At 74.6% G+C, this 20,717-nt stretch carries 20 protein-coding genes; 7 read left to right on the plus strand and 13 right to left on the minus strand.

The features are described from left to right. Positions 1-194 precede the first annotated feature (194 nt). Positions 195-719, plus strand: coding sequence for a putative immunity protein (locus ABIE39_RS03590; protein WP_209829173.1), 525 nt, complete (start codon positions 195-197; stop codon positions 717-719). A gap of 59 nt (positions 720-778) precedes the next feature. Here the strand turns inward: ABIE39_RS03590 and ABIE39_RS03595 are convergent, their stop codons facing one another. Next, positions 779-1,201 (minus strand): type II toxin-antitoxin system VapC family toxin, encoded by a 423-nt coding sequence (locus tag ABIE39_RS03595; RefSeq protein WP_175008555.1) that lies wholly within the window; start codon positions 1,199-1,201, stop codon positions 779-781. A 166-nt stretch (positions 1,202-1,367) separates the two neighbouring features. Between ABIE39_RS03595 and ABIE39_RS03600 the strand changes: the two genes are divergently transcribed. The 5 genes from ABIE39_RS03600 to ABIE39_RS03620 all read left to right on the plus strand — a co-directional run bounded on the left by ABIE39_RS03600 (position 1,368) and on the right by ABIE39_RS03620 (position 6,137). Further along, the gene (locus tag ABIE39_RS03600) at positions 1,368-1,832 is read left to right on the plus strand and encodes a hypothetical protein (protein ID WP_354050485.1); all 465 of its coding nucleotides are present in this window, start codon (positions 1,368-1,370) and stop codon (positions 1,830-1,832) included. Between the two features lie 239 nt (positions 1,833-2,071). Continuing rightward, complete coding sequence (locus tag ABIE39_RS03605; RefSeq protein ID WP_354050487.1) at positions 2,072-2,761, plus strand: histidine phosphatase family protein; 690 nt, start codon at positions 2,072-2,074, stop codon at positions 2,759-2,761. A 119-nt stretch (positions 2,762-2,880) separates the two neighbouring features. Beyond that, positions 2,881-3,942 carry a tyrosine-type recombinase/integrase gene (locus ABIE39_RS03610; protein ID WP_354050489.1) on the plus strand — a complete coding sequence of 354 codons (1,062 nt, stop codon included), beginning with the start codon at positions 2,881-2,883 and terminating at the stop codon, positions 3,940-3,942. Positions 3,943-4,478: 536 nt separating this feature from the next. Beyond that, positions 4,479-4,748, plus strand: a complete 270-nt coding sequence (locus ABIE39_RS03615; protein WP_034656177.1) for a DUF7218 family protein — start codon at positions 4,479-4,481, stop codon at positions 4,746-4,748. A gap of 141 nt (positions 4,749-4,889) precedes the next feature. After that, the gene (locus ABIE39_RS03620) at positions 4,890-6,137 is read left to right on the plus strand and encodes a phospholipase D-like domain-containing protein (protein ID WP_400109582.1); all 1,248 of its coding nucleotides are present in this window, start codon (positions 4,890-4,892) and stop codon (positions 6,135-6,137) included. 57 nt (positions 6,138-6,194) lie between these two features. Here ABIE39_RS03620 and ABIE39_RS03625 read toward each other — a convergent pair whose 3' ends face one another. From ABIE39_RS03625 to clsA, 10 genes are all read right to left on the minus strand, one after another. Then, on the minus strand, positions 6,195-7,037 hold the full coding sequence (locus ABIE39_RS03625; RefSeq protein WP_354050491.1) for an MBL fold metallo-hydrolase: 843 nt from the start codon (positions 7,035-7,037) through the stop codon (positions 6,195-6,197). Between the two features lie 50 nt (positions 7,038-7,087). Next, positions 7,088-10,486 carry a pyruvate carboxylase gene (locus ABIE39_RS03630; RefSeq protein WP_354050493.1) on the minus strand — a complete coding sequence of 1,133 codons (3,399 nt, stop codon included), beginning with the start codon at positions 10,484-10,486 and terminating at the stop codon, positions 7,088-7,090. Positions 10,487-10,676: 190 nt separating this feature from the next. Further along, positions 10,677-11,267: a MerR family transcriptional regulator gene (locus ABIE39_RS03635; protein WP_074806388.1), complete on the minus strand. Its 591-nt coding sequence runs from the start codon at positions 11,265-11,267 to the stop codon at positions 10,677-10,679. A 213-nt stretch (positions 11,268-11,480) separates the two neighbouring features. Then, entirely contained in the window at positions 11,481-11,954 is a 474-nt protein-coding gene (locus ABIE39_RS03640) for a bifunctional nuclease family protein (RefSeq protein ID WP_074807220.1), read from the minus strand. An 89-nt stretch (positions 11,955-12,043) separates the two neighbouring features. Further along, on the minus strand, positions 12,044-12,805 hold the full coding sequence (ftsR, locus tag ABIE39_RS03645) for a transcriptional regulator FtsR (protein WP_354050495.1): 762 nt from the start codon (positions 12,803-12,805) through the stop codon (positions 12,044-12,046). Beyond that, positions 12,802-13,284: an FHA domain-containing protein gene (locus tag ABIE39_RS03650; RefSeq protein WP_074806382.1), complete on the minus strand. Its 483-nt coding sequence runs from the start codon at positions 13,282-13,284 to the stop codon at positions 12,802-12,804. Before ABIE39_RS03650 ends, ftsR begins: the two co-directional genes overlap by 4 nt. 176 nt (positions 13,285-13,460) lie before the next feature. After that, a complete protein-coding gene (locus tag ABIE39_RS03655; RefSeq protein ID WP_354050497.1) occupies positions 13,461-14,894 on the minus strand; it encodes a DUF881 domain-containing protein in 1,434 nt (477 codons plus the stop codon). A gap of 2 nt (positions 14,895-14,896) precedes the next feature. Beyond that, entirely contained in the window at positions 14,897-15,229 is a 333-nt protein-coding gene (locus ABIE39_RS03660; protein WP_021483549.1) for a small basic family protein, read from the minus strand. After that, positions 15,226-16,194 (minus strand): DUF881 domain-containing protein, encoded by a 969-nt coding sequence (locus tag ABIE39_RS03665; protein WP_255437124.1) that lies wholly within the window; start codon positions 16,192-16,194, stop codon positions 15,226-15,228. The genes ABIE39_RS03660 and ABIE39_RS03665 overlap by 4 nt, the downstream gene beginning before the upstream one ends. Continuing rightward, the gene (gene clsA, locus ABIE39_RS03670) at positions 16,191-16,811 is read right to left on the minus strand and encodes a cardiolipin synthase ClsA (RefSeq protein WP_175008687.1); all 621 of its coding nucleotides are present in this window, start codon (positions 16,809-16,811) and stop codon (positions 16,191-16,193) included. Before clsA ends, ABIE39_RS03665 begins: the two co-directional genes overlap by 4 nt. Positions 16,812-17,221: 410 nt before the next feature. Between clsA and ABIE39_RS03675 the strand changes: the two genes are divergently transcribed. After that, a complete protein-coding gene (locus ABIE39_RS03675; RefSeq protein ID WP_175008561.1) occupies positions 17,222-19,123 on the plus strand; it encodes a DEAD/DEAH box helicase in 1,902 nt (633 codons plus the stop codon). Between the two features lie 129 nt (positions 19,124-19,252). Here the strand turns inward: ABIE39_RS03675 and ABIE39_RS03680 are convergent, their stop codons facing one another. Together ABIE39_RS03680 and hisG are read right to left on the minus strand one after the other, a co-directional pair. Further along, positions 19,253-19,735 carry a PH domain-containing protein gene (locus tag ABIE39_RS03680; RefSeq protein WP_108049695.1) on the minus strand — a complete coding sequence of 161 codons (483 nt, stop codon included), beginning with the start codon at positions 19,733-19,735 and terminating at the stop codon, positions 19,253-19,255. 46 nt (positions 19,736-19,781) lie between these two features. Further along, positions 19,782-20,636 (minus strand): ATP phosphoribosyltransferase, encoded by an 855-nt coding sequence (gene hisG / locus ABIE39_RS03685; protein ID WP_175008562.1) that lies wholly within the window; start codon positions 20,634-20,636, stop codon positions 19,782-19,784. Positions 20,637-20,717 lie beyond the last annotated feature (81 nt).

Consider the following 20,717-nt stretch of genomic DNA (forward strand, 5'->3'; position numbering starts at 1 on the left):
CGACGCGACGCAGGAGACCCGGCCGGGGGAGAGGCACCAGCACCTCCCGGACGGACGACGAACGGGGACGACGTTCGCACCGTACGCCGCCCGACCCGCACCCCACCAGAGCACCCACGCCCACCGGCCCCACGACCTGGCCCACGCGCCCCCAGGGCTGGTGCCCCGACACCAGGCCGGGGGAGCATCGCACCATGCCGATCCTGCCCACCGACCGCGACCCCCGCCTCGTCACGATCCGCCGCGGAGGCACCCTCACCGACGAGGACCACCACCAGATCGCCCGATGGGCCGTCGACTGCGCCGAGCACGTCCTGCCCCTCTTCGAACACGCACGACCCGACGACACCCGACCCCGCGACGCCCTCGACATCGCCCGCGCCTGGATCCGCGGAGACGTCCCCATGAAGACCGCCCACACCACCGCCTTCGTCGCCAACGCCGCCGGCCGCGGCCAGGCCGCACCCGTCAAGTACGCGGCGCTCGCGGCCGGTCAGGCCGTCGCCGTGGCGCACGTCGCCGCTCACGGGCTGGGCGCAGCGGCGTACGCGATCCGCGCGGCCGCCGCGGACGCCGCAGCACGGGGGGAGGACGCCGAGGCTGCGCGGCTCGCGGAACGGGATCGGCAGCGCGATCGCATCCCGGCCGAGCTGCGCGAGCTCGTGCTCGACGACCAGCGGCGTCGCAGCCCGATCTGCTGGCACGTGTTCGACGACTGACCCCGGGCCCGGCTCGGACGGGGCGACCAGAAGGGCCCGGGACACGAGCGCCCGGGCGCTCAGCCCAGGAGGTCCTCGTACGCGACGAGCGGGATCCGACCGTCCGCCGCGGCGGCGACCTGCTCGTCACCGGCCACGAGGACGTCTGCCTGGAGCGTCGCGACCGCGACGTACTCGGCGTCCGCCGTGTCGTCCGTACCGAGCTCGCGCGCGATGCGGAACGCCGTCGCGCGCGAGACGCGGTCACCGAGCAGGCGGATCCGCAGGGAGGCGACACCCTCGAGACGCTCGCGTGCCGTCTTCTCGTCGAGGACGCCGCGACGCACGTCCTGGTACAGCATCGAGAGCGCGTGGCTGCGCAGGACGGACGGGCCGACGAGCGGGCGGCGCGTGCCGAGGTGCACGTCGTCGTGCACGAGGCGCAGCGCGGTGACCGCGTCGATCGCGCAGCGGGTGGACGGTTCCAGGCCAGCGGATCCCATGAGGCCAGTACACACCTGAAGACCCCACGCAGGCGGGGTACGGAGAGGGCTGCTGGACTCTCCTCACGCCGCTCGACATGGCGCCGATAATGTACATTATGTCATTACGGCGTAACGAAGCGCCCTTCAGCGCATCACGAGGCGCCCCGGTGGACTCCCCTTCGTCATGGGCACGACGACGTACGCACCGCAGCTTCTCGCCCCCGCGGCCCGCGGAGACGACCGCCGACCGGCTGGGAGCGTCGTGCGATCCCTGCGGCGTGCGTCGCGGACCGGCATCGACACGACGGTCGCACCGGCGTCCTCGGATTCCATTTCGGCCATGCCGGTGTTCGCAGCCGCCGCACCTGACGCCCGTCGGTCCGGACGAGTCCTGACGACGTGCGCGACGCTCGCCTGGCTGCCGGTGCTCGTGCTGACCGTCCTGGTGTTCCTCCTGGTCGGCGCCGTGGGCGGTCTCGCGGCCGTCGGCGTGTGGGCCTGGCGCACGGTGTCCCCCGTGCGGACCCGGTCGGCCGGCGACGCCGACGAGGATCCCGACGGATCGGCGCTCCAGAGCCTGCCGCAGCTCCCAGGAGCTCCGCGCGGCCGACGGGTGGTTCGCGACCGCACCATTGGCTATGATGCGTAGAATCGGACATAGAGCCCAAACCATTGTGTTTAGGTCAACACCATGGTGACACGCGGGTGCCCGCGGTGACCGCGCATCAGGTGGTCCGCCGCTTCTCGGGTCACCCTCCCGCTGCCAGGTGCCCCGGAGTCGTCGATCCCCCGCCCCAGGCGAGGCTCCCCCTCCGTCACCGTGTACACCGACCACCGCGACGCCCCCTGCCGCCGCCGCACTCCCGGCGCGTGTGCCACCCTGTCCCGGTGCCCGACACTCCCCGACCGCTCCTCCCTCCCCCGCTGCCCGACCTCGTGGGCGCGCGCGTGCGGACCGTGCACGTCGTGACGCACCCGGAGGCGACGCACCACGTCGACGGGCTCGTCGGGGGCCAGCACGACTCCGACCTCACCCCCGCCGGGCTACGGCACGCGGAGCTCGTCGCGGCTGCGCTGCGCGCACGCGTCCCGGCCGGTGCGCGCACGGACGTCGTCACGTCCGACCTCCTGCGCACGCGCCGCACCGCGACCGCGATCGCCGCCGCGCTCGGCGGGGCGGCGCGCCTCGACCCGCGGCTGCGCGAGGCGTCCTACGGCGAGGCGGGCGGACGGCCCCAGGCGTGGCTCGACGCGCGGTTCGTCCCGCCGCCCGCCACGGGCGACCGGCTGCGGCACGACGTCGGTGTCGCGGGCGCCGAGACGCGCCTCGACGTCGCGCTGCGGGTGTACGCGGCGACGACGGACCTCCTGCGCCGCGACGTGGACCACCAGGTCGTCGTGACGCACGGCTTCGCGGCCACGTTCGTCGTCGCCGCCTGGATCGGGATGCCCGTGGAGGCCGCGGGGCACGTCGCCTTCCCGGTGCCGTCGGGCAGCATCACGACGCTGCGCGAGGACGGCCACTTCCACAACCGCGCCGTCGTCGCCGTCGGGGACGTCGCGCACCTGGTCCGCTGACCGCGGCGCCGGAGCGTGACGCCCGGCACGTCCGTGCAGGTCAGGACGCCGCACCCGATCAGCGGTGTGGGTGGCGCGGCCTAGGCTGACGGCGACCCGTCACCCAGGAGGCCCGCCCCATGGTCGCCCCGCCCCGCCTCGAGCGGATCACCGTCGCCGAGGCAGCCGACCGCTACCTCGCGTCCGTCGCCGCGCAGACCCTGCGCGGCATCCTGTCCCCCACGACGCGGCGCAGCTACGAGCGGGACGTCACGGAGTTCGCGCGCCTCGCGGGGCCCGTGCGCGTGCTGGACGACGTCACGGGCGAGGACGTCGACGACGTCCTGCTGCGCTACCAGACCACGCCCGACGGCCGGTACGCCGACGCGTCGCGCAAGCCCGGCAGCACGGGCCGCTCGGCAGCGACGGTGAACCGGTTCAGGCAGTCGGTGACGCGCTTCTTCGCGCACGCCGCGCGCGAGGGCTGGGTGCAGGCGGACCCGATGCAGTGGGCCGCTCCCCCGGCCCGTCTGCGCGACGGGCTGCGCGTCGCCCGCACCGCGCTGTCCGCGGGCTCGGCGGCGTCGCTGCTCGAGGTGTCCGCCGCCCGCGCGCCCGGGGATCCTGCCGTCTCGCGCCGCGACCAGGACCTTCAGCTCCGCGACCGCCTCGTCGTCGCGCTCCTGCTGGTCCTCGGCCCGCGCGTGTCCGAGCTCGAGCGCGCGAACCTCGACGACTTCTCCCGCGAACCGGACCAGACGCGGTGGCGCATCCAGGGCAAGGGCGGCCACGTGCGCACCGTCACGCTGTCTCCCCCGCTCGCGGACGCGCTGGAGGAGTACCTCGCTCGCCTGCGCCCGACGCTCCTGGCGCGCCGGCCCGACGACCCGGACGCGCAGCGCGCCCTCCTGCTGTCGTGGCGCGGGCGTCGCATCGACGCCCAGGCTGTGCGCGGGCTGCTGCGGCGCTGCGTCGAGCGCATGCCCGCGCAGTACCGTCGCGAGGCGACGCCGCACGCGCTGCGCCACACGACCGCGACGCTGCTCGCCGCGGAGGGCTGGGACGTCAAGGTCGTGGCCGAGCTCCTCGGGCACGCGTCCATCGCGACCACGGGCGTCTACCTCGATCGCATCGAGGGCGAGCTGGCCGCCGCGATCCGGGCCCACCCGCTCTCCGCGGCGCTCGAGCCCAGCGAGGTCTGACCCGCCCAGCACGCGGGCGGTGCCGTCGGGGGCGCTGACACCCGCCGGGCGGGGCGTAGCGTCGCAGGCATGGCCCCGCTCCACCGGGTGGAGCTCCTCGCGCCGGACACGACCGTGCGCGCCGCTCGCGCAACCCGTCGCCCAGGTCGTCGCGGTCACCGTGGACCGCGCGGTCGTCGTCACCGGCGAGCGCGTCGTCGGCCTGGACGCGCTCTGGGGCGAGCGCGTGTGGTCGTGGCCGCGCCACGCTCGCGCTGGTCGTCCCCGACGGCTCGTCGCGGCGCTCGCGGACGCTCGCCGCCTCCCTCGACGACGGGGACGTGCGCTGGGACGTCGTCGGCGACGGCGACCCGTCCGGGCTCACCGCCCTGGCGGGGTACGTGGGGCACGTGGACGCGCGGTCGTCGCGCGTCGTCGTGCGGGAGCGGAGGCCGCGTGCGAGGAGGTCGTCCGCGTGCGAGAAGGTGTCGAGGGCGAGAGCCTGTCGGGAGACCGGCAGCCGTCCGGGCCGCCGGGCCGAGACCGAGGAGGGCGTCGTGCCGAAGCGTGACCCGGGTCCGAGCGTCAAGGACCCCGACCTGTACGAGAAGCTGCGGGACGAGGGCGACTCGAAGGAGAAGGCGGCCCGCATCGCGAACGCCGCGGCGGGCTCGTCGCGGTCGAGCGTCGGTCGCAAGGGCGGCAAGGCTGGCGACTACGAGGACTGGACCGTCGAGAAGCTGCGCAAGCGCGCCGCGGAGATCGGCATCGAGGGCCGGTCCTCCATGCGCAAGGCCGAGCTCGTGCGCGCGCTGCGCTCGCACTGAGGACGCACTGAGGAAGCACCGAGGAGGCGCTCAGGACACACCAGGAACGGTCCGAGGACGGGCCCGTGCGGGATCTCACCCGCGGCACGCCCGTCTTCCGGTCGCGCCCGGGGTGCCGCCCGCTACGGTGAGTGCGTGCACCTGTCCGCCGACTCCGCCCTGCGCACCGCCCGCCGTCTGCTCTCCCGTGCGCTCGTGGTGGCCGTCGCGGCACCCGTGACGGTCGCGGGCGTGCTCGTCACCGCGGACGCGATCCGCAAGCGCCGCAACACCACCGAGGCGTCGTTCCCGCGCTCGGCCCCCGCCGACGTCGAGGTCGCGGGCACCACGACGACCGTCTTCACGTACGGCGAGGACGTGTACCGGGAGATGCTCGGCGCGATCCGCGGTGCGCGGCGCCGCATCCTGCTCGAGACGTACATCTGGAAGGCCGACGCGCTCGGCGAGGAGTTCAAGCAGGCGCTCGTCGAGGCGAGCGAGCGCGGCGTCGAGGTGTTCGTCGTGTACGACGGCTTCGCGAACCTCGTCGTCCCGCAGGCGTTCTTCGACCTGCCCGAGCCGATCCACGTCATCCGCTACCCGGTGTTCCGCCCGGGCGTTCTCATGCTCAACGTGCGCAAGTCCGGCCGCGACCACCGCAAGATCCTCGTCGTCGACGACGAGATCGCGTTCGTCGGCGGCTACAACATCGGTGCCCTGTACGCGACGCAGTGGCGCGACACGCACGTCCGCCTCGTGGGGCCGAGCGCGTGGGAGCTACGCAACGCGTTCGTCGACTTCTGGAACGCGAACCGCTCGTCGGACCAGCCGCTGCTCGCCGACCCGGGGTCGGTGCACTGGGAGCCGCGGCTGCGCGCGGCCCGCAACGCGCCGGCGCACCTCGTGTTCCCGATCCGCGGGATCTACCTCGACGCGATCGACCGCGCGAGCTCGCACGTCTACATCACGCAGGCGTACTTCATCCCGGACCGGGAGATCCTGGCCGCGCTGCTCGCGGCCGCGGCGCGCGGCGTCGACGTGCGGGTCCTCGTGCCCGAGCGCTCGAACCACGTGCTCGCCGACTGGCTGTCGCGCGGTCTGTACACGGCGCTGCTCAAGGGCGGGGTCCGCATCCACCTGTACCGCAACGCCATGGTGCACGCGAAGACCGCGACCATCGACGGCGCGTGGACCACGATCGGCACGGCGAACATCGACCGGCTGTCGCTCACGGGGAACTACGAGGTGAACCTCGAGATCACGGACCCTGGGGTGGCCGAGCAGATGGAGAAGGTGTTCGAGGTCGACCTGTCGAACTCGCGCGAGCTGACGCTCGACGAGTGGGACTCGCGCTCGGTGGCGGCGAAGCTCAGCGAGGTCGTCCTCACTCCCCTGCGCCCGCTGCTGTAGCAGCGCCGTCGTCGTCGCCGCCGGAGGGCGACGACGACGGCGAGCGGGGTCCGCGGCTCAGCTGGCCGGGTCGGAGCGCAGCACGTCGGCCGCCTCCTCCTCCGGGCGCGGTGGCACGGTCTCGTCGGCCTCGAGCAGCGCGACCTCGCCGAACTCCGGGTGCTCGTCGCGCAGCTCGCGCGCGACCGCGTCGGCCGCGCCGTCCAGCGCGCCGGCGGCGACGTCGAACGACTCCCCCGTCGCGAGCGGCCGGTACTCGTACGTGCCGCCGGTGCGCTGCTCGCCCAGGAGCCGGTTCACCAGGCCGTGCCCGACGTCCGACAGCAGGGCGTCGTGGACGGGGACCACGACCCGGGGGTCGAGCGCGCGCACGAAGTCGATCGTCTCGGCGAGCTTGAGCCACGGCGCCGAGACCGGTGCCAGCAGCACGTCGAGCCGACGTCCGCCCAGCACGCCCGGGTCCGGGGCGTCGAACGAGTCGCCCGGGTGCAGGAGCGTCGCGCCGTCCCCGCGCACGAGGTAGGTCACGTTCGCGATCCGTGGGATGTCCGGGTGGATCACCGCGTGCCGCCCGCCGCCGACCACGACCTCCAGACCGCCCAGGTCCAGGCCGTCCCCCGGAGCCACGACGTGCACGCGCGACGCCGCGCCGTCGGGCAGCGACGGACGCACCGCGGCGGCCACCTCCTCCGGCGCCCACACCGTGAGCTCCGGCCGGGCCGCGAGGGCGTCGCCCAGGGCGCCGGTGTCCACGTGGTCGGGGTGCTGGTGGGTGAGGAGCACCGTGCCGGCGTCCGCCAGCGCTGCCGCGGCGTCGCTGAACGTGCCCGGGTCGATCGCGACGACCTGACCGCCGTGGCGCACGGTGACGCACGCGTGACCGTGGAACGTGACCTGCATGGATCCTCCTCGAGTCGTCCTTGCCCGCCCGCTCGTGCGGGGTCGGCCCCTCAGCCCACCACGAGGACGAGGTCGCCGCCCTCCAGCTGCTGCACCGCCCCGATCGCGACCCGCTGGACGGTGCCCGCGACGGGGGTCGTGATCGCGGCCTCCATCTTCATGGCCTCGACGGTCGCGACCGTCTGCCCCGCCTCGACGACGTCGCCCACGACGACGACCGGCGTCACCGCACCCGCGAACGGCGCCGCGACCTGGCCCGGCTGGGTCGCGTCCGCCTTCTCGGCGGTGCGCGCGTCGACGTCCACCGCACGGTCGCGCACCTGGATCGGGCGCAGCTGGCCGTTGAGGGTGAACATCACCGTGCGCATCCCGCGCTCGTCGGGCGTGCCGATCGCCTCGAGGCCCACGAGCAGGCGGACGCCCTTGCCGAGCGCGACCGCGACCTCCTGCCCAGGCTCCAGCCCGTACAGGTACGTGGGGGTGTCGAGGACCGACACGTCCCCGTACGCCTGCCGCACCTGCTCGAACTCCTTCGTCGGGCCCGCGAAGAGCAGGTGGTTGAGCCGACGACGGCGCACCTCCCCCTCCTGCGCGAGCTCCGCCTCGTCCTCGGCCGAGAGCGGCGTGACCCCGGCGCGCGCCGCACGGCCGGCGAGGGCGCGCGACCGGAACGGCTCCGGCCAGCCCCCGGGCGGGTCGCCCAGCTCGCCGCCCAGGAACCCGACCACGGAGTCCGGGATGTCGAACGACTGCGGGTCCGCCGCGAACTCCGCCGGGTCCGCGCCCGCCGCCACGAGGTGCAGCGCGAGGTCGCCCACGACCTTCGACGACGGCGTCACCTTCACCAGCCGCCCGAGGATCCGGTCCGCGGCCGCGTACATCGCCTCGACCTGCTCGAACCGGTCCCCCAGGCCCAGCGCGATCGCCTGCTGGCGCAGGTTCGACAGCTGCCCTCCCGGGATCTCGTGCTCGTACACGCGACCCGTCGGCCCGGGCAGACCCGACTCGAACGGCGCGTACACACGGCGCACCGCCTCCCAGTACGGCTCGAGGTCCGCGACCGCCGCCAGCGACAGCCCCGTGTCGCGCTCCGTGTGCTCCAGCGCGGCGACCAACGCCGACAGCGGCGGCTGGCTCGTCGTCCCGGCCATCGCGGCGCTCGCGGCGTCGACCGCGTCGACGCCCGCCGCGGCGGCGGCGAGCAGCGTGGCCATCTGCCCGCCGGACGTGTCGTGGGTGTGCAGGTGCACGGGCAGGTCGAACCGCTCGCGCAGGGCACTCACGAGGCGGCTCGCGGCGGCGGGTCGCAGCAGCCCGGCCATGTCCTTGATCGCGAGGACGTGCGCGCCCGCGTCGACGATGCGGTCCGCGAGGCGCAGGTAGTAGTCGAGCGTGTACAGGTCCTCGGCCGGGTCGAGCAGGTTGCCCGTGTAGCACAGCGCGACCTCCGCGACCGTCGTGCCGGTCGCGCGCACGGCCTCGATCGCGGGACGCATCTGGTCGACGTCGTTGAGCGCGTCGAAGATCCGGAACACGTCGATGCCCGTCGCCGCGGCCTCCTCGACGAACGCCTCCGTGACGCGCGTCGGGTACGGCGTGTACCCGACCGTGTTACGACCGCGCAGGAGCATCTGGATCGCGAGGTTCGGCATCGCGGCACGCAGGGTCGCGAGCCGCTCCCACGGGTCCTCCCCGAGGAAGCGCAGCGCGACGTCGTACGTCGCCCCGCCCCACGCCTCCACCGACCACAGCTGCGGCGTCGCCCGCGCCACGTACGGCGCGACGGCCGCCAGGTCGTGCGTGCGCACGCGCGTCGCGAGCAGCGACTGGTGCGCGTCGCGGAACGTCGTGTCGGTGACGCGCAGCCGCTGCTCGCCCCGCAGCGCCCGCGCGAACCCCTCCGGGCCGAGCTCGAGGAGCTGCTGGCGCGACCCGGGCGGAGGCGCGACCGTCAGGTCGAACGCCGGCAGCTTCGCCGCGGGGTCGCTCGTGACCCGCGGATCCCCGTGCGGCCGGTTCACGGTGGTGTCCCCCACGTACGCGAGCAGGCGGGTGCCCCGGTCCGCGCTCTCGCGCGCCGCGAGCAGCTCGGGCCGCTCGTCGATGAACGACGTCGCGACGTTGCCCGCGACGAACTCCGGGTCCGCGAGGACCGCCTGCAGGAACGGGATGTTCGTGCGGATGCCGCGGATGCGGAACTCCGCCAGGGCACGACGCGCGCGCCGCACCGCCGTCGGGAAGTCCCGGCCGCGGCACGTGAGCTTTACCAGCATCGAGTCGAAGTGGCCCGACACGACGGACCCCGCCGTCGCCGTCGCCCCGTCCAGCCGGACGCCCGCCCCGCCCGGCGACCGGTAGGCGATGATCCGGCCCGTGTCCGGGCGGAACCCGTTCGCCGGGTCCTCGGTCGTGATCCTGGTCTGCAGGGCGGCGCCGTTGACACGCACGTCCTCCTGCCGGATGCCCAGGTCCTCCAGCGTCTCGCCCGCCGCGATCCGCATCTGCGCGGACACGAGGTCGACGTCGGTGACCTCCTCGGTCACCGTGTGCTCCACCTGGATGCGCGGGTTCATCTCGATGAACACGTGCTGCCCCGCACGCTCCCCGACCGTGTCGAGGAGGAACTCGACCGTGCCCGCGTTCTGGTACCCGATGTGTCGCGCGAACCGCACCGCGTCCGCGCACAGCGCGTCGCGGACCGCCGGGTCGAGGTTCGGCGCCGGCGCGATCTCGATGACCTTCTGATGACGACGCTGCAACGAGCAGTCCCGCTCGTACAGGTGCACGACGTTCCCCGCGCCGTCCGCGAGGATCTGCACCTCGATGTGCCGCGGGCGCAGCACCGCCTGCTCCAGGAACACCGTCGGGTCGCCGAACGCGCCGTCCGCCTCGCGCATCGCCGCGGCCAGCGCCTCGGGCAGGTCCTCGCGCACGTCGACGCGCCGCATCCCGCGACCGCCACCGCCCGCGACCGCCTTGACGAACACCGGGAACCCGATCTCGTCCGCGGCCGCGACGAGCTCGTCGACGTCCGCCGACGGCTCGCTCGACGCGAGCACCGGCAGCCCCGCCTCGCGCGCCGCCTTGAGCGCCCGCACCTTGTTGCCCGCGAGCTCGAGCACCTCCGCCGGCGGCCCGACGAACGTCAGCCCCGCGTCCGCGCACGCCCGCGCCAGGTCGGGGTTCTCCGAGAGGAACCCGTACCCCGGGTAGACGGCGTCCGCGCCCGCCTCGCGGGCCACCCGCACGATCTCCTCGATGTCCAGGTACGCACGCACCGGGTGACCGGGCTCCCCGATGAGGTACGCCTCGTCGGCCTTGAGCCGGTGCTCGGAGTTGCGGTCCTCCTGCGGGAACACCGCGACGGTGCGGGCCCCCAGCTCGTAGGCGGCGCGGAACGCCCTGACGGCGATCTCCGCGCGGTTGGCGACCAGGACCTTCGAGAACACCGGCACTCCATCCGTCGACCGTGCGGCGTCACGGCGCCGGGGAGGGCGTCACGCACCGCGCGTACCGGCCGATCCTCCCACGGCGCCCCCGCACGGGTCACCGCACCCGCTGTGACGTGGTCCACACGTCTCTCAGGGGTGCGTCGGCGCTCGCGGCCGGTCCCTCGTTCGGCCCGGCCGGGCGGGAGGGTCAGCCCGCGGTGCGGGCCCGACGGCGCTGGGCGAGCTCGTCCTGCGGGCTCGTCGCGGTGCCGTCCTCGTCATCGAGCGACTCGGTCGGCAGCTCGGCGAGCGTGCCCTCGACCTCGCGCCACACGCGACCGACGGCGATCCCGAACACGCCCTGCCCGCCCTGGACGAGGTCGACGACCTCGTCGGGCGAGGTGCACTCGTAGACGCTCGCGCCGTCGCTCATGAGCGTGATCTGCGCGAGGTCGTCCACGCCGCGCTCGCGCAGGTGCTCGACGGCGGTGCGGATCTGCTGGAGCGACACCCCGGTGTCGAGCAGGCGCTTGACGACCTTGAGCACGAGGATGTCGCGGAAGCTGTACAGGCGGTGGGAGCCGGAGCCGGACGCCGGGCGGACGGTGGGCTCGACGAGGCCCGTGCGGGCCCAGTAGTCGAGCTGGCGGTACGTGATGCCTGCCGCACGGCACGCCGTCGGGCCGCGGTAGCCGGTCGTGGTGTCCTGCTCGGTGATGTCCTCACCGAAGAGGAGGCCCTGCGCGCCCTGCGGAACTGCCGCGCCGACACCGACGCTCGCCTCACCGCTGCTGTTCACTGTCGCCTCCTGGGGTGATGTCACGACCAAACTATGGGCGCCGTCGGGGGCCGTCAACGACCGACGCCCCAGGCGTGCGGGCGTGTCGCGCCCGCGACGTCGTCGCGCCGACCGCGGAACCCTCGACCTGAGGTCGAAGGTCCGTGTTGTCCTGTGTGTCCCCGAAGCCTCGACCGGGGCCCGAGGGTCGGGCCGCTCCCACGGCGACCGTTCCTACTCGTCCACCGAGAAGTCCTCGGGCTGGACGTGGTCGAGGAAGTCGCGGAACTTCTCGACCTCCTCCTGCTGCGCGACGTCGACGACCTCGACGCCTGCCGTCGCCACGACCTCCGCCGAGCACAGCACCGGGCTCCCGGTGCGCACCGCGACCGCGATCGCGTCCGACGCGCGCGAGTCGAGCCGCACGCCGTTGCTGAGGACCAGCTCGGCGAAGAAGATGCCGCCGTCGAGCGCGACGATCTCCGCCCGTTCCAGGCGGACGTCCACGGCGTCGAGAAGGTCCCGCAGGAGGTCGTGCGTCATGGGCCGTGGCGTGGGCAGCCCTGCCTGCGCCATGGCGATCGCGCTCGCCTCGCGGGGGCCGATGACGATCGGCACCACGAGCTCGGACGCGTCGTCGAGCAGCAGCACCACGATCTCCTGGTCGCGCTGCTGCTGTCGGACCCCCAGCACCTCCACCGGGACCATCGGGACGTCGTCGCTCACTCCTCCACGGTACGACTCCGCCCGGTATCCGGCAGGGGGTGGGCACGGGTCCCGGCGGGAGGGCGAGGGCCTCAGCGGGTGAGGTCGTCGACGCCCTGGCGCACGAACACGGTGTGCAGCTGCGCGCACAGCTCGCCGACCTCGGAGGCGACGGTGCCGGCGTGGGCGCGCGCGGACGGGCTCTGCTGGCCGCGCCACGGCGAGACGACCTGCTGGACGAGGCTCACGTGGCGGTCCGCGGCGGTGCGCAGGGAGCGCAGGTGGCGCGGCTCGATCCCGTAGTCCGCGAGGCCCGCGGCGAGCACGACGACGTCGAGCGAGCGCGCGTCGAGCTGCCCGCCCGGTGCCTGGCGCAGCACGCCGGCCTCGATGAGGCCCTCGACGAGCTCGCGCTCGACGCCGGCGGCCGAGACGAGCGCGTCCACGGTGTACCGCTGGCGGACGGCGGCCGAACCCGGCTCGCCGTCGGTGGTCGCGAGACGGGGGGCGAGCGCCTCGACGTCGGTCCCGGCGTCGAGCGCGGCGAGGCGGTCCTTGATGACCTTCAGCGGCAGGTAGCGGTCACGCTGCTCGACGAGGACGTAGCGCAGCCGCTCGACGTCGGCGGGGCTGTACTGGCGGTAGCCCGACGCGGTGCGCACCGGCTCGATGAGCCCTTGCTCCTCGAGGAAGCGCAGCTTGGAGTGGCTGACGTGGGGGAACTCGGCCCGCAGTGCGCGCAGCACGTCGGAGATGCGCATGGTCGCGCGGCGCGAGATCCCTTGCGGCCACGGCTCGGGCCCGTCCGCGGGCTCCGGGGCCGTGGCGTGCGCGGCGCCCGTGGACGTGCTCACGACGGGGAGGCCGCCCCGCCCGCCGACGCCCCCGCGTGCGGGCTGGCGTGGAACGTGAGCCGGTACTTGCCGATCTGGACCTCGTCGCCCGTGCCGAGGACGACCGCGTCGATCCGGCTGCGGTTCACGTAGGTGCCGTTGAGGGACCCGACGTCGCGCACCACGAAGTGCTCGCCCTCGCGCACGAACTCGGCGTGCTTGCGGGACACCGTGACGTCGTCGAGGAAGATGTCGGCGTGCTCGGAGCGCCCCGCGACGGTGCGCTCGGCGTCGAGGAGGAAGCGCGAGCCCTGGCCGGGGCCGCGCTGCATGATGAGCAGGGCCGAGTGGCGGGGCAGGGCGGCGACGGCAGCGTGCTCCTCGGGGCTCAGGCCACCGGGCTGCACGCCTTCCTCGATCGGGGCCTCGATCCGGCCGAAGCTGACCGTCGTGTCGCTGCCCGCCCGGTTCGGCACCTCAGGACCGCCTGGGACACTCATCACGCCTCCTCGGGGCTCACGCACGTCGTGCTCGAGCTCGGAAACCGCACCGGGGGACGCGCCCCCGTGGTGCGGGAAACTGGTGCTCGAAAACTACTACACCCGCAGGTCACGCTGTGCGTGCGACCCTCGGTCGTCCCAACCTACCCCGGGCCGTGGGCCTGCGGGAAGCCGGGTCACTCGTCGGCAGGGACGGGGGTCGCGTACCGGGGTTCGCGGGGCTCGACGGTCGCGGTGACCTCGGCCCGGTCCTGCTGGGTGACGGTGGTGCGCGCACCGTCGGCGCGCAACGACGCCATGGCACCGCCGGGGATCTCGAGCGCGGTCTCGAGCGTCGAGGGGTCGCCGATCGCGGTCCACCGGTACGGGGACGAGATCACCTGCCCGTCGACGACGACGCCGTCGGAGGTGTCCTCGAAGTAGCTGCTCGCGACGAGTCGGACGCCGTTGACCTCCATGGCCTCGGCGCCGGCGTTGCGCAGCTCCTCCAGCACGTTGAACAGCCCGAACGCCTCGAGCGGCTCGGCGCCCTCGACGACCTCGATCTCGACGCCGGGGCCCGCGGCGGGGAGCCGGCCGGAGAGGATGCCGAGCGTCTCGGCCTGCTGCTCGGCGAGCTCGAGAGCGGCGCGCTCGCGGCCGGAGCCGGACTGCAGCTCGTCGCGCGTGGCCTCGAGCGAGGACACCTGGTCCTCGAGCTCGCCGGAGCGCTGGGTGACGTCGTCGAGCAGCCGCACGAGGTCGCTCTGGCGCAGGGAGGACAGCTGGTCCTCCTGCGTCTGGCTCACCTGGACGACGAGCGCGAAGCCGAGCAGCGCGCACAGGACGCCGACCATGACCTGGGAGCGCGACGCGCGCGGGCGCATGGCCCGGCCGAGCCCGCGCAGCCCGCGCGGCTCGGGCTGGGTGGGGGTTCCGTGGCGCCCGACGGCGGCCGTCGCCCCGGTGACCGGTTCCGGTTCGGGGATGGTCGTGCTCGAGGGCTCGTCCGGACGCGCGGCGGTGGGGCGGGTGGCCGGCTCGGGCGTGCCGCCGCCGGGCGTGGTGTCGGCCGGCGTGGTGTCGGTGGCGGGCGCGTCGTGGGGCTGGTCGGTGCGGTCGGCGGGTGCGGGGCGCTCCCCTGCGCCGGTGGCCCCGTCCGGGGCGCCCGGCGTCTCGTCGTGCCCGGCCGGCTCGTCGGACGAGGTCACGGGGTCGCCGGGGACCGCGGCGGGCTCGACGGGGTCGTCGTCGTGGGGCGTGGCCGACGGCGCGGCCGCGGCCGGGTGAGCCTCAGCCGGGTCGGTCGTGGCCGGGGTGGCGGGGGCCTCGCCGGTGGCGTCCGCGCGGGGCGCGACGGGCTCCGCGGGTGCGACAGGCTCGGCGTCGTGGGGGTCGTCCGCGGCGGTGTCGGCACCAGGAGCGTCTGGGGTCGCGTCATCGGGGGCGTCGGCGTGCGCGACGTCGGTGGTCGCCGGTCCGGTCGCGTCGTGGTCGGCGTCCGGCCCGGTCGTGTCGTGGGTCGGGGGCTCGGTGCCCGGCTCGGCGGGGGCGCCTGCGTCGCCGCCGGCGGGCGCGGCGGGGTGCTCGGGCCGGTCGCCGGGAGCCTGGTCGCGGGGGTCGCGGCTCATGCTCACGCCTTGAAGATGTGGCGCCGGATCGCGGCGGCGTTGGAGAAGATGCGGATGCCGAGGACCACGACGACGGCGGTCGAGAGCTGGCTGCCGACGCCGAGCTGGTCGCCGAGGAACACGATGAGGGCGGCGACGACGACGTTCGACAGGAACGACACGAGGAAGACCTTGTCGTCGAACAGGCCGTCGAGGCGCGCGCGCAGGCCGCCGAAGAGGGCGTCGAGGGCGGCGACGACGGCGATGGGGAGGTAGGGCTGCAGCGACACGGGCACGGTGGGTTGCAGGACGAGGCCTGCGACGATGCCCACCACCAGTCCGACGACTGCGATCATTCGACGATCTCCTGCCCTGTCTCGTGCGGTGCGGGTGGGGTCCCGGACCCGTCGGTCGTGCCCGGCGCGGGCCCGGTCTCCTCGGCGGGTGCGTCGGAGTCTACGGTCGTCTCGGGGGCGTGCGCGAAGAACAGCGTGGGTGCGGACCGGCCGGGCAGGTCGAGGCGGCTCTGCGTGGTCACGCCGGAACGGATGCCGTACTGGCTGCCGAGGAGCTGGAGGAAGTCGGACGTCCCGGACCGCAGGAGCGAGGTGCGCATCGCGTCGGGGTCGCCGATCGCCTCGACGCGATAGGGGCCGACGAGGGGCTGCAGGTCGACGAGCACGGCGTCGCCGGCGCTGCGGATCGCGGACAGGCCGGTGAGCCGCTGGTCGTTGATCGCGACGGCCTCGGCGCCGCCGGCCCACAGGGCGTTGACGACGCGCTGCAGGTCGGAGTCGTGCACGAGGGTGCTCGCGTCGGTGGCCCCGGAGGACAGGCCCCCGCTGGTGTCGTCGAGGGTGACGACGACGCCCTGGCCCTCGACGGCCTGCGTGCCGGTGAGCGCGCCCTCCTGCTGGAGGCCGTCGAGCACGTCGGCGCTCGCGCCGCTCAGGGCCGCGCCCTGGAGCTGCTCGATCTCGCCGGAGAGCTCCGCGCCGCGCGCCGAGAGCTCCTCGGCGGTGGCCTGGCGTTCGAGGATCTCCTGCTCCAGGGTCTCGCGCGCGGCGATGACGCCGGGCTGCGGGGCGCGCAGCTGCACGGCGGCGGCGGTCGTGACGACGCCCAGGACGACGGCGAGGGCGACGAGCGCGACGGTGCCGGTGCGCCCGCGGTGCGGGGTCTGTCCGGCGGCGCGGCGTGCGGCCGCGGCGGCGTACCCGGGGTCGAGGGGGCGGTGCATGACCTCGTTGAGGAGGGTCATGGACGCGTCGACGGGCGCGCGGCGCGCGGGGCCGTGCTGGTCCGGTCGCGTGTCGGTCACGGCGTCTCCTTCGTCGCGGGCCCGGGCCGGTCGGTGCGGGCGGCGCGGTCGTGCAGGACGAGCGCCCGGGTCTGCAGCACGTACTGCGCGCCCGCGAGCCAGTACAGGCCCACGCCCCACCAGGTGAACGCCCATCCGGTGACGGCGGCGATGTCGCCGAGCCAGCCGGGCATCTCCGCGAGCAGCAGCAGCGGGAACGCGTACAGCAGCGCGAAGGTGCCCGCCTTGCCCGCGAAGCTCACGGGCAGCGGCCCGTAGCCGTGGCGGGCGAGCAGCGGCAGGAGGCCCGCGAGGAGGAGGTCGCGCGCGACGATCGCGACGACGAGCCACACGGGCACGACGTCGCGCCACGCGAGCCCGAGGAGTGTGACGAGGATGAAGAGACGGTCGGCGGCGGGGTCGAGCATCTGCCCGAGGCGGCTCACCTGGTTCAGGCGGCGCGCCAGCACGCCGTCGAGCCAGTCCGACGCGCCGGAGACCGCGAGCACGAGCAGGGCCCACACGTCGTCGCCGCGCACGATGAGCACCGCGAACACGGGCACGAGGAGCAGCCGCAGGAGGCTGATGACGTTCGGGACGGTCAGGACGCGCGAGCTGACCTGCTGCCCTGCCGTCACACCCACCGCCCCGTGCTCACGTCGCGCCGTCGCGGCGACCTGCCGCGCGCGACCATCCTACGTACCGTGCCCGGTGACCTCGGCCCTCATTTCCGGGCGCGGCGACCGGGTGGGCCCGAAATCACCCGCTTCGCCCGGTGCCCGGGGTCGGTGGTGCGTCGGCGGTGCGGGTGCGGGTGAGGGACGTCACCGGCCTCGGGCCCGCGGCCTGCCCGCACGCTCCGGTACGATGGGTGCACCTCTGGAGTTCGTCGCTCGTCCCGCGTGTGTCCGTGAGAGTGGCCGATCCCCCCTGATCTCCCCGATCGTGGTGGTGGCCGGCCTGGTGTGTTCGGGAGTGCGACCTGCGAGAACCGACCCGGTGACCGCACGCCACTCCACACCCCGAGACGAACGGTCCTCACCCTTTCATGACTGCTGACGTCGTCGTGCCCGCGCACGCCCTCGACCACTCCACCGACACCTCCCCCGCCGTCGCGGAGCAGACCGCTCCCGCCGGCCCCGTGTTCTCCGACCTCGGCCTGCCGGCTCCCCTCGAGCGCGCCGTCGCCGACCTCGGGTTCGTCACCCCGTCCGCGATCCAGGCCGAGGCCATCCCCGCGCTCCTCTCGGGCCGCGACATCACCGGCGTCGCACAGACCGGCACCGGCAAGACCGCCGCGTTCGGCCTCCCGCTGCTCGCCGCGATCGACCCCACGCTGCGGCGCGTGCAGGCCGTCGTCCTCACCCCGACGCGCGAGCTCGCGATGCAGGTCGCCGACGCCGTCGAGTCGTTCGCCGCGCACCTGCCGAAGGTCGACGTCGTCGCCGTGTACGGCGGCTCGCCCTACCAGCCGCAGCAGCGGGCGCTCGCGGCCGGCGCGCAGGTCGTCGTCGGCACGCCCGGGCGCGTCATCGACCACATCGAGCGCGGCACCCTCGTGCTCGACGACGTGCGGTTCCTCGTGCTCGACGAGGCCGACGAGATGCTGCGCATGGGCTTCGCGGAGGACGTCGACACGATCTTCTCCCGCGCGCCGCGCGAGCGTCAGGTCGCGCTGTTCTCCGCGACGATGCCCGCCCCGATCCGTCGCGTCGCGAACGAGCACCTCACCGACCCGGTCGAGATCGCCGTCGCGCGCCAGTCCTCCACGGTGACGAGCGTGCGCCAGACGTACGCCGTCGTGCCGTTCCGCCACAAGACCGGCTCCCTCGTGCGCGTCCTGGCCACGTCCGACGCCGAGGCCGCGATCGTGTTCACCCGCACGCGCGGCGCCGCGGAGGAGGTCGGGTCCGCGCTCGTCGAGCGCGGCATCTCCGCCGCGACCATCTCCGGCGACGTCGCGCAGAAGGAGCGCGAGCGGATCGTGGAGCGCCTGCGCTCCGGTGCGCTCGACGTCCTCGTCGCGACCGACGTCGCCGCGCGCGGCCTCGACGTCGACCGCATCGGCCTCGTCGTGAACTTCGACCTGCCGGGCGAGCCCGAGGCGTACGTGCACCGCATCGGCCGCACCGGGCGCGCGGGCCGCACCGGCGAAGCCCTGAGCTTCGTCACCCCGCACGAGCGCGGGCGCCTGCGCGCGATCGAGCGCACGACCCGCACCCCGCTGCAGGAGATCGAGATCCCCTCCCCCGCGGACGTGTCCGCGCACAAGGTGCGGGCCCTGCTCGGGCAGGTCCCCGCCCGCCAGGAGGCGGGCCGCCTGTCGATGTACGCCGACATGGTGCGCACCTTCCTCGCCGAGCACGACGTCGACCCCGTCGACCTCGCCGCGGCCATGGCGGCGCTCGCGGTCGGTGACGACGGCCCTCGTGCCCGCGAGGAGCAGGAGCGGTTCGAGGCCGAGCGTGCTGCGGCGCGCGAGCAGGCGAAGACGCGTCGCACGGAGCGCACGGGTGAGCGCCCGTCGCGCGGCGACCGTGCGTCGGGCCGGCGCGAGGGCGACGGGACGCGCGGCATCCGCCGCGACGCCGTCGGGACGCGCTACCGCCTGTCGGTCGGCCACAAGGACGGCGTGATGCCCGGCGGCATCGTGGGCGCGCTGACGAACGAGGCGGGCCTGGCCGGGTCGGACGTCGGCAAGATCGACATCTTCCCGTCGTTCTCGCTGGTGGACATCACCGCACCGCTCGACGCGGTCACCATGGACCGCATCTCGCGGGCCCGGGTCGCGGGCAAGGCGCTGCGCATCCGTCTCGACGAGGGCGCGCCCGCGTCCCGCGGCCCGCGGGCCGGCCACGGGCCGTCGGGTCGTCGTGACGAGCGTCGTGACCGCTTCGACCGTGCCGACGACCGGGGCGAGCGCAAGCCGCGCCACCGCGCCGCGTTCTGACCCGCACCTGCCGGCGGTAGACCCGCCCGCGCACGACGACGGCCCCCGGATCTCCACGATCCGGGGGCCGTCGTCGTCGGTGCGGGGGTGCCCGAGGCGGGCACGGGAGCCGCGCGCCTGCGGCGGTCCTTACTCGCGGGCCTCGCCGTGCGCCTGGACCAGGGCGGCGAGGCGACGCGACTCCGCCTCGCCGCGGGCGCCGTCGGCCCGTTGGATGCCCATGACGGCGAGCGTCGACCCGTCCGCGAGGTCGAGGCGCACCCAGGCGTCGCCCGAGCCGAACCGCACCGACACGATCTGCGGCCACGCGAGGCGGCGCGTGTAGATGACGTTGCGCACCCGCAGGCCCTCGCGCGTCGGGACCGCGTGCACGCCGCCCAGGCGCCACAGCAGCCACGCCGCGAACAGCGCGAACGCCGCGATCGACAGCCGGTTCACCCACGACGTGCCGAGCGGCCCCGTCGCGGACAGCCCCACCACGACGCACCCGCCGACGACGACCACGCCCGTCGCCCACGCCGACACCAGGCCGAACCTCGGCCGGAACGTGCGGTACGGGTCGTCGTCGCGGTCGCCCGGCAGGCCGGGGTCGGGGAACGGGTCGGTGCTCATGCCGCCACCGTCTCACACCCTCCGGCGGCCCACCGGGGACCAGGGCTCAGAGGCGCGAGGCGTGGATCCGGGTCACGAGGATCGCGCGCGCCCCGACGTCGTACAGGGCGTCCATGACCTGGTTCGTGCGGTCGCGGCGCACCATCGCGCGCACCGCCGCCCAGTCCCGGTCGTGCAGCGGGGACACCGTGGGCGACTCCAGGCCCGGCGTGATCGCGACCGCACGGTCCACGAGCGACACCGGCACGTCGTAGTCCATGAGGACGTACTCGTGCGCCGTCAGCACACCCTGCAGACGACGGGACAGCACCTCCACCCCCGCCGGGACGTCCTCCTCCGCAACCTTGCGCGGCCGGATCAGCACCGCCTCCGACACCAGGATCGGGTCGCCGAACACCTCCAGGCCCGCGCCCCGCAGCGTCGTACCCGTCGACACCACGTCCGCGACGACGTCCGCCACCCCGAGCTGCACCGCCGACTCGACCGCACCGTCCAGGTGCACCACCGTCGCGTCCACCCCGTGCGCCCGCAGGTGCCCCTCCACGAGGACCTCGTACGACGTCGCGACCCGCAGCCCCTGCACCTGCTCCAACGACGTGATCGTCCCCGCCGGAGCCGCGTACCGGAACGTCGACCCCCCGAACCCGAGCTGCATGTGCTCCACCGCGTCCGCGCCCGAGTCCAGCAGCAGGTCCCGCCCCGTCACCCCGACGTCGACCGTGCCCGACCCCACGTACACCGCGATGTCGCGCGGGCGCAGGAAGAAGAACTCGGCGTCGTTGTCCGGGTCCGCCAGCACCAGCTCGCGCGGGTCACGACGCTGGCGGTACCCCGCCTCGCGCAGCATCTCGACGGCGGGCTCGGACAGGGACCCCTTGTTGGGGACGGCGATACGCAGCATGACAGGACCTTCGTTCAGGGGATCGGGCAGGAAGAGGGGAACAGCAGGGACGAGCGAGGGGCGAGCGGCGCTCGCGGCCGG

This window comes from Cellulosimicrobium sp. 4261 (assembly GCF_040546915.1).
GTDB lineage: Bacteria > Actinomycetota > Actinomycetes > Actinomycetales > Cellulomonadaceae > Cellulosimicrobium > Cellulosimicrobium cinnabarinum.

Bases quoted from the DNA above. Each gene is read 5' to 3' on its own strand.
- ABIE39_RS03595 (WP_175008555.1), bottom strand. From the start codon at position 1,201: ATGGGATCCGCTGGCCTGGAACCGTCCACCCGCTGCGCGATCGACGCG.
- ABIE39_RS03680 (WP_108049695.1), bottom strand. From the start codon at position 19,735: ATGAGCACCGACCCGTTCCCCGACCCCGGCCTGCCGGGCGACCGCGAC.
- ABIE39_RS03660 (WP_021483549.1), bottom strand. From the start codon at position 15,229: ATGATCGCAGTCGTCGGACTGGTGGTGGGCATCGTCGCAGGCCTCGTC.
- ABIE39_RS03625 (WP_354050491.1), bottom strand. From the start codon at position 7,037: ATGCAGGTCACGTTCCACGGTCACGCGTGCGTCACCGTGCGCCACGGC.
- ABIE39_RS03610 (WP_354050489.1), top strand. From the start codon at position 2,881: ATGGTCGCCCCGCCCCGCCTCGAGCGGATCACCGTCGCCGAGGCAGCC.
- ABIE39_RS03640 (WP_074807220.1), bottom strand. From the start codon at position 11,954: ATGGTCCCGGTGGAGGTGCTGGGGGTCCGACAGCAGCAGCGCGACCAG.
- ABIE39_RS03655 (WP_354050497.1), bottom strand. From the start codon at position 14,894: ATGAGCCGCGACCCCCGCGACCAGGCTCCCGGCGACCGGCCCGAGCAC.
- hisG (WP_175008562.1), bottom strand. From the start codon at position 20,636: ATGCTGCGTATCGCCGTCCCCAACAAGGGGTCCCTGTCCGAGCCCGCC.
- ABIE39_RS03650 (WP_074806382.1), bottom strand. From the start codon at position 13,284: ATGAGTGTCCCAGGCGGTCCTGAGGTGCCGAACCGGGCGGGCAGCGAC.
- ABIE39_RS03675 (WP_175008561.1), top strand. From the start codon at position 17,222: ATGACTGCTGACGTCGTCGTGCCCGCGCACGCCCTCGACCACTCCACC.
- ABIE39_RS03600 (WP_354050485.1), top strand. From the start codon at position 1,368: ATGGGCACGACGACGTACGCACCGCAGCTTCTCGCCCCCGCGGCCCGC.
- ABIE39_RS03590 (WP_209829173.1), top strand. From the start codon at position 195: ATGCCGATCCTGCCCACCGACCGCGACCCCCGCCTCGTCACGATCCGC.